Here is an 11,509-nt window from a genome sequence, read left to right as displayed (position 1 = left end):
GATGATGTCGAGGTTGCCGGCCGTCTTGTTGCCATCGGCATCCACGCCCGTGGCGATGAAGGTTGCCGTACCGCCCGCCTGCACATTCGATCCGGTGTGCGTGGTGCTGTCCTGCGTGACCGTGCTCTTGCTCTTGCTGGTGCCGAAGGACAGCGTCACCGCCGTGCCTGCCGGCCCCTTGCCATCGGCCAGGCTCTTCATGGCGTCGCCTGCACCCATCGCCGCGTCATACGCGTCGCGGCCGGCCGCAATGCCCCACAACGCCGACGCACGGCCGTCCTGGCTCTTGCTTGCCGAACTGATCTTCTGGCCCGCGTTGATCGCCGAACCGATGGCACCGCCGCCCACGCTCAGCGTAAAGCCGGTCTGCTTGATCTCGTGGGTTTCGTCGTGGTGCCCGCTGCCCTTTGCCGCGTCGATGATCACGTCGGCGCCCACGCCCGTCAGGTCCTTGGCGGCGATCACCTGGCTGCCGGTCACGTGCAGCGTGCTGCCTGCCTTCAGGCTGACATTGCCGTCCGTGCTGCCCACCAGGCTGCCGGTCTGCGTGACCGAACTGTCGTTGATGGTGTCCTTCTGGTCGCGCATGCCGTACGAGATGCCGCCGCCCGTGGCGCCGAAGCCCGTGGACTTCGTGCGCGAATAGCTGTGGCTTTCGCTCGTGTTCTCGGCCGTGGTGATGGTCAGGTTCCGGCCGGCTTCCAGTGACACGTCCTGCGTGGCCGCCACGGTCGAGCCGCTGATCGTCATGTCGCGGCCAGCACTGCCGACGACGGTGTCGCCCGACACCACCGAGCCCACCGCCACGGTTTCCCGTGAACTGGAGGTCGTCGTCGTTGTCGTCTTCGACAGGAAGCCAGAGCTTTCCGAGTGCGACCAGCTCTGGGCGTTGTGCTGCTCGGTGACCGCCCCAACGGTGACATCGCCGGTCGCCACCAGCTTGACCGTGCCGCCGTCGGTCGTCGCGCTGCCCGTGCTGACGGCAGAGCCGAGCACGGCCACGTTGCCGGTGGCGTTGCCGTCGAGCGCGGCCGGGGCGATGCCATTGGCCTGCAGGATCTGGCCCACGGCCGCCGCCTGCCCCGCGCCCAGCGTGACATGGTTGCCAGCGTGGACCGTGGCGCCCCGCGCGCCCTCATCATACGAAGACTGCGTGAACTGCGACGCCTTGTTGCTGAATGCGCCTGCCTCTTGTGTGCGCGAGTCCAGCGCCGCCGTCACCGTGGTGTTACGGCCCGCAACCAGTGCGGCATCGGCGCCCGCGTCTATCGTCGATGCCGTGAGCGTAGCGTCTCGCCCGGCGACGGCCGTCACGCTGCCGCCGGCTTGCACGGTGCTGCCCTGGTTGATGACCGTCCGGTCCCGCAGATAGTCCTGGCCGCCGTGTGCCGTGGCATCCTGCGTGGTGCCCAGCATTGCGGTGCCGATGTTCAGGTCACGGCCTGCGGCCAGCAGGGCGTTGCTGCCGGCATTGACGGTGGCCCCTGCCATGTTGATGTCGCGCCCGGCCAGCAAGGCCACGTTGTTCGTCCCTGCGATCGATGCCGCCGCGCCAATGCCGGTGGCGCTGGCGCTGTTGCCGTTCGCGAGGGTGGTGGTATTCGTGATGGTCTGCGATTCGTTCACGATGTCGCGGCCCGCCGCCACCAATACGTCCTGCCCGCCGATGCGGCCACCCAGGTTGCGTACGTCCTGCGCGGCCTGCACGACGGTCGTGCCGGCGCCCCCGATGCTGCCCCGGTTGACGATATTGCCGCCCACCACCTGCGTGGCGATATCGCCAACAATCGAGCCGCTGTTCTCGACGGAGCCGGCAGCATGGATCGCCACGGTATTGCCGGCGACCAGCGCGCCCGTGGCGTTAAGGTCCACGCCATTGCCCTGCGCCAGATAGACCTTCGGCACCAGTACCGATTGCGTGGTGCCATCGGGCAGCGTCACGTCCTGCGACACCATCCACACCATGTCGGTCGTGAGCTGGCGCATCTGGTCGTCGGTCAGGCCCACGCCGGGGGTCAGGTCGAAGGTCTTGGCATAGGCGACGCCGTTGTTCATCAGCGCCTTGTATTCCTCCAGCTGGTCGGTGTAGCCGGTCAGGAACGTCTTGCCCGTCAGTTGCGTGATCTGGTCGCGGACCAGCTTTTCTTCGTAGAAGCCATCGCCCAGACGCTTTTGCGTCTTCTGCGGGTCAAGATCCAGCGCCTTGAGCATGTAATCGCTGGAAATAAAGTTGCCGTACTGCGTAAAGCGCGGGTCGGTGGCGACGAGGTAGGTGTCGCCCGGTGCAGTGCGGAAGCGATACAGGCCGTTGGTTGGCAGCTTCAGGTTGGGGATGCCGGCATTGCCCGCTGCGCGGGCCAGCTGGGTGCCGCTTGCACCGCCACCTGAAACGCTGCTGCCCGTCACGGCCGCACCGACGGTATCCACCGAGGCGATCGTCACGTTCTGCGCCGTGGTCTGCACCGCCTGGTTGGCGGTGGCAACGGCCGGCAGGGCGGCCACCGTGGTCGGGGCCTGCGGCGCGCCCGGATAGGCCACGACCTCCGTTCTCTGGCTGTTGCCGGTACGCTGGTGCCAGTAGAAGGTGGAAGTGTCCTCGGTGGTCACGGTCTGCTGCAGCACCGTGCCCACATCCTGGATCGTGCCATTGGCCGCCACCCGCACCAGGTTGCCCCCCGCAGCCATGGTCGAGGACTGGTTCAGGATATTTCCGCCGTTGCTGTTGATGCGGATGTTGCCGCTCGCCTGGATCCTGGCCGCGTCGGACGCACTCACGAGTTGGTCAGTCGCCGTATAGGTGACGGTCGTGCGCGATATCTCGTTGAAGTCGGTGCCGAAGTTGGCCTGGCGTACCTCATCGGGCCGGATATGGATGTTCGGGTCCCAGTCCGGCCAGAAGGTGATGCTGTAGGTGGACCCGTTGTCCGTGATGGACTGGTAGTACTGAGTAGGCCGGGTTGCAATCGGGCGCGTGCAGATCGACGTATCGATGTCGCAGTTTGGCCCCTGGAATATCGAGCCGTACACCTCCACCGGAGACTGCGTGAACGACAGCGTTTGCTTGCTGGCGTCCAAGTTCGTGACCGTTGCTTTGTCCACCGTCACGGTGACCGGCGCCCGCAGGGCGTTGGTTTGCGGCGTGCTGATCGGCGCGCTGCCAGTCGCCCAGTTCCACCCAGGGAAGGTGATGCTGCCGTGATAGTTCAGTTCGGTCCCGGGAAGTCCACCTTGCCACAGCGTGAGCGTCTTGACAGCCGTCTGCACCGGCGTGCCGGCCGTCGTCACGATGCTCGTGCGCGTGTTGCTGACCTGGTTGGCCGCGATGTCGATGTCGCCTTCCGCCTCGATGGTGGCCGAGCGATTGATCAGCGCGTGGGTCTGGTTGGCGAGCAGGCCGGTGTCGGGGTCCCGCGCGCCATCGCGAGCGATCTGCAGGTTGCCCGCGCTGTAGAGCGTGGCGCCATCCAGGTTCTGCACCGAGTTGCCAGCGTACAGGTTCAGATTCTGGACGGCCGCCATCAGGGCCGATGGCCCGTTGTTGACGATATCGGCCCCTTGCACCTGCACGTTGTTGCCGATCACGGTCCCCGTGTTGACCACCGACGAGCCGTTGACCTGCACCGTGCCGCCCTCGATGCGTCCGGCGTTCGATATCTGGTTACCCGCCTTGACCGTGGTATTGGACGAATTGATGTCCGCCCCACCCCCGTTCACCACGTTGGCACCGGAGACCGTCAGCGCACCGGCCGTTGCGAGCGTTCCCGTATTGGTGAGCGTGCCGGTGGCCGTCACCTGCATGTTCCCGTTCGCCTTGATCTGGTTGGACGCGTCGTTGGTGTAGTCCCCCACCGCATTCAGCGTCAGATCGCGCCCCGCAACCATCGTCCCGCTACCGGACATGGCGCCCGACACGGCAACGTCCTGGTTGGCCTTGACCGCACCGGCCAGATTGGAAAGGGATGCAACGCCAAGCTTGACGTCCACGCCACCCAGCACCTGGCCGGCGGCATTGTTGAGCGTCGCGCCGGCCTGGTCGAGGGTCAGGCTCCGGCCGCCGTACAACATGCCGCCGCGATTATCGAGCCGGGACCTGACCTTCAGGTCGAGCGCGCCACCGGCCACCACCTGGCCGCCCGACGTACCTTTCGTATCGTTGGCAAGCGTCTGCGCGGCCACGGTGACGTCGCCATTGCCGCCCACCTTGCCGGCCGTATTGGTCAGCGCATCGGCGGCCGTGACTGTCGTCGCACCGTCACCCGCATTGACCAGCACGCCCCGCGTGTTGTCGATGCTCGCTGCGGACACCGTTGCGGTGCCGTGCTCGCCATTCGCGGCAAGCGTGCCATCCTGGTTCAGCACGGCGCCGGTGGCCGACACCGCCAGATCGCCGGCCGTCTGCGCGGAGCCCGCGGCATTGTCTATCGTGGCGCCACTGGCAAGCATCAGGCCCGTATTCCCGTAGACGCTGCCTTGCCGGTTCGACAGATTGCCGCTCGCGATGGCCGTGACCTTGCCCTGTGCGGACATCGTGCCACGGCTGTTGTCCAGCGTTGTGGCCTGCGCCTGGAGGTCACCGTTGGTCTGGATGACACCGCCCGCGTTGCCAGTTCGACCCTGGCTCGTGACCGACAGCGTGCCGGTGCCCGCATGGGACATCCGGCCGCCATCGTTGATCAGGCTTGCTGCATCGATGGTCAGGTTCTGTCCATTGGCGGCTACCGTGCCGCCAGTGTTGTCCAGCTTGCCGCCTGCAGTGATCGTGCTATCGCCTTGGCCCAGCTGTTTCAGGCTGCCGCCCTGATTGAGCAGATCGCCCGACGTGCGGATGGCAAGCTCGGCACCTTCGATCTGTCCGCCCTGGTTGGACACGCTGCCCGCCGTCAACGTGGTGGCCGCCCCGCTGGACATCTGGCCCCGGTCGTTGTTGAGCGCCCCCCGGACATTGACGACCAGCGCCGCGCCCGCCGTGGTGGTTGCGCCCGTCAGGTCCAGGCCGCCTGCACTTGCCGAGACACTCAGGTTGCCGTTCGTCGCGGTCTGGCTGCCCGCCAGGCTGACGCTTTCGCCATGGATCACCGCATTGCCGCTGGCCAGATTCCGGCCGGTAGCCGACACCGCCCCGCTGGCGTTCACCGCCAGGTCTGCGCCGCCGACGGGAACACCGTCCGGATTCAAGCCCGCCGCAAGCGTGCCGGTCGACGCCACGCGCTGCGCGGCCAGGCCAAGCGACTGCTGCGCCGCCAATGTGCCGCTGTTGCTCAGCGTGGCATCGGTCTGGATGCCGATCGCACCCATGGCGTAGGTCGAGCCACTGTTATCGACCCCATCGCGGGCCGTCACCTTGATGTTGCCGGCGGCGCTCGTGCTGCCTGCCAGCACAAGCTTGCCGGCTGCGTTCAGCGTCATGTCGCCCGCCTGGGCCGCCATCACGCCGCGCAGCGACACACCCACGCCCTGCTCGGTCGATGCCAGCAGGATCTTGTTGGCGTACATGCCGCCAAGCAGGCTGACATCGATACCGGCCGATGGTGCCGGCCCGGTGCCCGCAATGGCCGTGGCGTTGAGCGCGTTGTAGTCGACCTGGTTGGCCCCGGCCACCACGTTGAGCTTGTTCGCGTAGACGGCGGCGTTGGCCTGTACCGCGCGGGCAATCAGATCCACCTGGTCGACGCCAGCGGCGTTCAGCCCCGCGCCCTCGATCTGGATCTGGCCCCCGGTCACGCGGAACGCGTCCAGGCTGCCGCTGCCGCCGTAGACCGGCAACCCCGTGGTCAGCGTGGCGCGGCTGGTGTTGATGAAGCCGGCGCCATCCACCAGGATGCCGTTCGGGTTGGCAACGATCACCTCCGCACGCGGCCCCGCCACCTCCAGGTAGCCGCGCAGCTGGCTGGGCGACATGCTGTTGACCTGGTTGACGATGATCCGCGCCGATCCGCCAGGCAGCAGGTTCGGGTTGCCGTTGATGTAGCCCGCCTGCTGGGTGTTGGTGATGCCCGGCGAGTTGTTCAGGATGGCGCCGGCCTTGTTGACGTCGAACTGGGTGTAGTGGTTGGTGGACACCCCGGCGCCGGACGGCCGCGTGATGTTGACCTGCGGCAGGCCGTTCGGCGTGCCGATCACGGTGGGCCGGTTGGCGCCGGAATTCGGGTCGGCCACGATCTGCGCGCCAGCCAGCATCGGCAGGCCCATGCACGCCCAGACGGCCAGCTTGATCGCCGGCACGCCGAGCCATGCCACGTCGGGCGGCGCACGGCGCGTGCTGCCGCCCTGACCGGCGGGCTTGCCGCCCGCATGACCCGAAGCCGTCTCCGCCACGGCCATCAGCATGGAACGTGTGCGGTTGAAAACAATGCGAAAACAAAGCCGATTCATCGTGACCCGTGACGCCGGTACGGACACGGCTTCTTGCGTCTTTCCCCGGCAACACCGGATCATTCGGACCCGAGAATCTGCCTGTCGCACGCTTTGCCGCTTGTAACCGGATGTAAGAAACCCGAAACGGCGCGAAGGGTAAACCACGACGGGAAGGGCTGAATACCCCCCTATGTACCTAGTGAATATCGATTTCCGATCACAAATTTGTTACGCCTGCAACGGCGACTGCCTGAATGCCGCACCAGTAAAGGGACGGGGAAAGCCAATCTCGTGGAATCGCCAAATCCAGATATCGGAAGTGGCTGATATCAGACTTTTTTAAATCTGACTTCAGTGGCGCGTCGCCGCAACGGAGTGCAACAGCCTGGCGACAGGCGTACCCGTTTCTGCGGAGGTCGGAACAGGGGTTCCGGTGGCTGGCCGGATGGAAAAAGTCCCCTTTGCCGCTTGCGGAAAAGGGGACCTTGCAGGGCCAGGCGGGACGGCGGCGTCCGGATTACTCGGGCTGGATGTTGGCCGCCTTGATGATGCGGCCCCACTTGTCCGATTCCTGGGTCTGGAACTTGGCCAGTTCGGCCGGCGTGCTGGTGAACACGTCCGTGCCGGTCGACTTGTAGAAGTTCGACGCCGTGTCGCTCTTCGCGGCCTTGACCAGCATCTGGTTCAGCTTGGTCACCACGGCCGGCGGCGTGCCTGCCGGGGCGTAGGCAGCAAACCAGTAGCTCATCTCGTAGCCCTTCACGCCGGCCTCGTCGATGGTCGGCACATCCGGCGCCAGCGGCGAGCGCGCCTTGCCCGACACGCCCAGCGCGCGCAGCTTGCCCGTCTTCACCTGCGGCAGGCCGGTCGCGGTGTCGGTAATCATCATCTGGATCTGGTTGCCCAGCAGGTCGGTAATGGCGAGCGGATTGCTCTTGTACGGCACGTGCAGCAGCTGCACATGCGCCATCTGCTGGAACAGCTCGCCGGCGATGCGCGACGACGAACTGCCGCTGCCGAAGCTGAGCTTGCCTGGTTCCTTCTTCGCCAGTGCAATGAACTCGCCGACGGTCTTGGCCGGCACCTGGGGGTTGACCACCATGATCTGGCCGCCGCGGCCCAGCGCCGACAGCGGCGCGTAGTCCTTCACCGGGTCATAAGGCAGCTTCTTGAACAGATGCTCGTTGGCCGCGTGGGTGGTGTTGGTGGTGATCAGCACCGTGTAGCCGTCCGGTGTGGCCTTGGCAACGTCGGTGGCGGCGATAAAGCCGTTGGCGCCCGGCTTGTTGTCCACCACCACGGTGGCCTTGCTGTCCACCGTCATGGCCTGTCCGATAGCCCGCGCAAGCTGGTCCGTGGCGCTGCCGGCTGCGAACGGCACGACAAAGCGGATCGGCTTGTCCGGGAACTCCGCCCATGCGCTGCCAGCGGGCAAGGCCAGGCACGCGAACGTGGCAATAGCGGCGGCAACGGCCAGCGGCCTGCGAATTCCGTACATCTGTGTCTCCTCGAATCGTTTTGACATATGGGACGGCTCGGCAATCATGCGGCGCCGCCGGCGAGCCGCGGCGGCAAGGGGATCGGCAAACCCAGCAGCAGGAACGCCAGCGCCTTGCCGTGGGTATCGAGATTCAATGCATCGTTGACGCCGCCATCGAGCACGCCGTCGATCACGAAGTTCATCGCCTGGATCGACGGCACGACATAGCGCTTCACGGCCCGTGGCTGGCGCGCGGCAAACAGCGCGCGCACGGCGTCTTCGGTGACGTGCGCGACCAGGTGATCGAAATCGCGTGCGTCGTAGGCAATCACACTGATGTTGGAGCGGTCGCCCTTGTCGCCGGTGCGGCCGTGGGCAAACTGGTAGAGCGGCGCTTGCTGGGTTGCGGTCATGGCGGGCTCCGGTCAGGCGGCGACAAACGAATGGGACGCGGCCACCGCCTGGCGCGGCACCAGGCACGACGTGGCGTTCAGGCGCGTACGCAGCGCGGTGCGGACGCCGCCACCGCCGGCTGGCCCGCAGGTATAGAGCGCGTTCACCTCGCGCAACAGCGCCTGCGCCACGGCCTTGTCCTCGTGCGCCAGCGCGGCCCGCATGCGCACGTCGCGGGCTTCGGGCTCGCCGGGCTGCGGCGCGGCCAGCATGGTGCCGGCGTCGTCGCCAAACACGCTCAGCACGCCGATCAGGTCGAAGCGGATCGGTACATCGAACCCCAGCCCCTGCATGCGCTTGCGCACGATGTCGGCGGCCAGGCGCGCCCGGGCGGCGGCATTGGGGCCGGCGTAGGAAATCTCGCCCTCGGCAAACCAGCCGCCCAGGTGAAACAGGTTGGCCTTGAGTTCCGCCGGCCGTGCATGGCCGCGGATATTGCGCACGGCCACGCGGTCGGGGCCGATCTGCTCGACCGTGACCTGGCCGATATCGGCCACCACGTCGGGCGTCAGGTAGGCGCACGGATCGTGCACCTCGTACAGCAGCTGTTCCTTTACCGTTCGCAGGTCCACGCAGCCGCCTGTGTTGGCGGCCTTGAAGACCTCGATGCCACCGTCGGCGTCAAGCCGGGCGATGGGGAAGCCCACGTCGTGTACGTCAGGCACATCCTTCATGCCGGGATCGGCGAAGTAGCCACCGCTGACCTGCGCGCCGCACTCCAGCAGGTGGCCGGCCATCGTGGCCGCTGCCAGGCGGGTCCAGTCGTCCCAGGCCCAGCCAAAATGCGCCATCGCCGGGCCCACGGCCAGCGCGGGGTCGGCCACGCGGCCGCATACCACCACCTGGGCGCCGTCGCGCAGCGCATCGGCAATGCCCTGGGCGCCGATATAGGCGTTGGCGCAGACAAAGCGCGCCTCGGGAAATGCGTCGCCAACGATGCCGCGCAGCACCGCGCGACCGGCGTCATGCGACAGGTCGTCGCCCTCAACCACCGCCACGCGCGGCGCGGACAGGCCAAGCTCGGCCGCCAGCGCCAGGATGCGGCGCGCGGCGGCACGCGGATTGGCGGCGCCGAAATTGCCGATGATCGGGATGCGGTTCGCCAGGCAAAGGCCCAGGACAGGGGTCAGCAGGTGGTCCAGCAGCGGTTCGTACCCGTGCTCGGGGTTGTCGCGGCGCGCCAGCTGGGCCAGTGCCAGCGTGCGCTCGGCCAGCGTTTCGAATATCAGCGCGGCCGGGCCGCCGGCGGCGATCAGCGTGCGCACCACCGGCAGGGCGGCGTCGGTGCGGTCGCCGGAGAATCCGGCCCCGGACCCGATCAGCAGGGGAGCAGTCATGGGCGTTGGCAACGTCTGGAGTAAGCAGCGATCTCATTCTAGGGCCGGCTTCTGCCACGCGAAAACGGATTATTTGGATTAATCTATCGACTTCCTGGATGAATCCGCCGCACTATCCCGCCATGCTGTCGAATCTCTCGGTAAAGCACCTGCGCGCCTTCGTGGCGCTGGCCACGCACCGCAATTTCACGCGGGCGGCACAGGCCTGCCATCTGTCGCAATCGGCGTTCAGCACGCTGATCCAGACCCTGGAAGACCAGGCCGGCAGCCGCCTGTTCGAGCGCACCACGCGCCACGTGGACCTGAGTGCCGATGGCAAGCGCTTCGAAGAGGTGGCGCGCCGCCTGCTGGCCGATTTCGAGAGCGCATTCGAAGACCTGCGCGACCATGCCGAACGCCGCAAGGGGCGCGTAGCCATTGCTGCCCTGCCGTCGCTGGCGGGCGGCGACCTGCCGCCGCTGCTGGCTGACTTTCATCGGCGCTATCCGGGTATCTCGCTGGAACTGTACGACCAGCTTGCCGATGGCTGCATCGACATGGTGCGGCGCGGCCAGGCCGATTTTGCGCTGGCGCCGGCGCCGGCGCAGGACGCCGACCTGCGCGTGGAATCGCTGGTCCACGACACGTTCCACCTGGTGTGTCCCGCCGATCATCCGCTGGCCGCCAAACGGCGTATCGCCCCGCAGGCGCTGGCCGGGCTGCCGTTTATCCAGTTGTCGCGGACCAGCAGCGTGCGCCAGCACCTGGACGCCGCGATGCATCCGCTGAAGCTGCATGGGGTGATGGAAGTGGAACACCTTGCCACGGTGGCCGCGCTGGTGGAAGCCGGCCTGGGCGTATCGGTGGTGCCGGCGCTGGCGCTGTTCCAGTTCCGACGCGAGGGGCTGGCCATACGGCCGATGCAGATGCCCGCGCTGGTGCGCGAGATCTGCCTGGTGCGGCTCAGGGAGCGGAGCGATTCGGCCGCCTCGGCAGCCATGATCGACTGCCTGCGCGCGCACTATGGCGCCGGCAAGCGGCTGTGAACCGGCTGGCGGGATTGGCAGGTTGCCGAAGTCAGGTCAGAAGTGCCCGAGGTAGCCGCCGTCGACGGCCAGCACCTGGCCCGTGACGTAGGACGCCGCAGGCGAAGCCAGGAAGACCACGGCGCCAGCCACCTCGGCTGGCTGGCCCCAGCGGCCCAGCGACGTGCGATTGCGCAGCCATTCGGACACGGTTTCATCGGCCACCATGGCCTGGTTCGGCTCGGTGGCGAAATAGCCCGGCGCCACGGCATTGACGGTGATACCGTGCCGGCCCAGGTCTGCCGACATGGCGCGCGTCAGCGCGTCGAGGCCGCCCTTGGTGGCGGGATACAGCACGTCGTTGGCTCGCGCCACCTGTCCTGCAATCGACGTCACGTTGACGATGCGGCCGTATTGGCCCTGCTCCATCAGCCGTGCGGCGTGACGGCACAGCGCGTACGGCGCCACGAGGTTGGTGTCGAGCATCGCCCGCAGGTCATGGGCATCCAGATGCGCCATGCTGTTGCGATTGCGCGTGCCGGCATTGTTGACAAGGATGTCGAGCCGGCCAAGCCGTGCCGCGATGTCTTCGAACGCCTGCGCAACCGCCGCATCGTCGGTGATGTCCAGCACCAGCGCTTCGGCCGTGGCGCCCTGCGCCTGCAGTTGCGACACGGCATCGGCCACGCGCTGCGCGTTGCGCGCGCACACCAGCACGTGCGCGCCGGCATCGGCCAGTGCGCTCGCCATCGCCAGGCCAAGGCCCTGCGCGCCGCCCGTGACCAGGGCCACGCGTCCGGCCAGCGAGAAAGGATGAGCTGTGGAAGAAATCGCCATGGCGGCAACTATACCGCAGCCGCCGGGCCGCGATTGGCGGCGGG

The 11,509-nt window shown here is 67.1% G+C and carries 6 protein-coding genes; 1 reads left to right on the top strand and 5 read right to left on the bottom strand.

Going from position 1 to position 11,509, the window contains the following annotated elements:
- The 4 genes from A9J21_RS17160 to A9J21_RS17145 all read right to left on the bottom strand — a co-directional run.
- Window positions 1–6,372: filamentous hemagglutinin N-terminal domain-containing protein (locus A9J21_RS17160; RefSeq protein WP_082926478.1), on the bottom strand; the 6,372-nt coding region annotated here is incomplete at its 3' end.
- Window positions 6,373–6,871: 499 nt separating this feature from the next.
- Window positions 6,872–7,852, bottom strand: a complete 981-nt coding sequence (locus tag A9J21_RS17155) for a tripartite tricarboxylate transporter substrate binding protein (protein WP_066737754.1) — start codon at window positions 7,850–7,852, stop codon at window positions 6,872–6,874.
- Between the two features lie 44 nt (window positions 7,853–7,896).
- The gene (locus tag A9J21_RS17150; protein ID WP_066737752.1) at window positions 7,897–8,247 is read right to left on the bottom strand and encodes a hypothetical protein; all 351 of its coding nucleotides are present in this window, start codon (window positions 8,245–8,247) and stop codon (window positions 7,897–7,899) included.
- A 12-nt stretch (window positions 8,248–8,259) separates the two neighbouring features.
- Window positions 8,260–9,624 carry an acyclic terpene utilization AtuA family protein gene (locus A9J21_RS17145; RefSeq protein WP_066737750.1) on the bottom strand — a complete coding sequence of 455 codons (1,365 nt, stop codon included), beginning with the start codon at window positions 9,622–9,624 and terminating at the stop codon, window positions 8,260–8,262.
- Window positions 9,625–9,746: 122 nt separating this feature from the next.
- On the opposite strand from A9J21_RS17145, the gene A9J21_RS17140 reads away from it, so the two are divergent.
- Window positions 9,747–10,649, top strand: a complete 903-nt coding sequence (locus A9J21_RS17140) for a LysR family transcriptional regulator (protein ID WP_066737761.1) — start codon at window positions 9,747–9,749, stop codon at window positions 10,647–10,649.
- A 36-nt stretch (window positions 10,650–10,685) separates the two neighbouring features.
- On the opposite strand, the gene A9J21_RS17135 is transcribed toward A9J21_RS17140, so the two are convergent.
- A complete protein-coding gene (locus tag A9J21_RS17135) occupies window positions 10,686–11,465 on the bottom strand; it encodes an SDR family oxidoreductase (protein ID WP_066737748.1) in 780 nt (259 codons plus the stop codon).
- Window positions 11,466–11,509: the final 44 nt, after the last annotated feature.

Origin of the sequence: Cupriavidus sp. D384 (assembly GCF_001652915.1) — a bacterium.
In the GTDB taxonomy this organism is placed as follows: Bacteria; Pseudomonadota; Gammaproteobacteria; order Burkholderiales; family Burkholderiaceae; genus Cupriavidus.
This window is presented reverse-complemented; position numbering and strand designations above follow the sequence as displayed.

Excerpts from the sequence above, each read along its gene's own strand:
- A9J21_RS17155 (WP_066737754.1), bottom strand. The coding sequence starts at position 7,852 with ATGTACGGAATTCGCAGGCCGCTGGCCGTTGCCGCCGCTATTGCCACG.
- A9J21_RS17150 (WP_066737752.1), bottom strand. The coding sequence starts at position 8,247 with ATGACCGCAACCCAGCAAGCGCCGCTCTACCAGTTTGCCCACGGCCGC.
- A9J21_RS17145 (WP_066737750.1), bottom strand. The coding sequence starts at position 9,624 with ATGACTGCTCCCCTGCTGATCGGGTCCGGGGCCGGATTCTCCGGCGAC.
- A9J21_RS17140 (WP_066737761.1), top strand. The coding sequence starts at position 9,747 with ATGCTGTCGAATCTCTCGGTAAAGCACCTGCGCGCCTTCGTGGCGCTG.
- A9J21_RS17135 (WP_066737748.1), bottom strand. The coding sequence starts at position 11,465 with ATGGCGATTTCTTCCACAGCTCATCCTTTCTCGCTGGCCGGACGCGTG.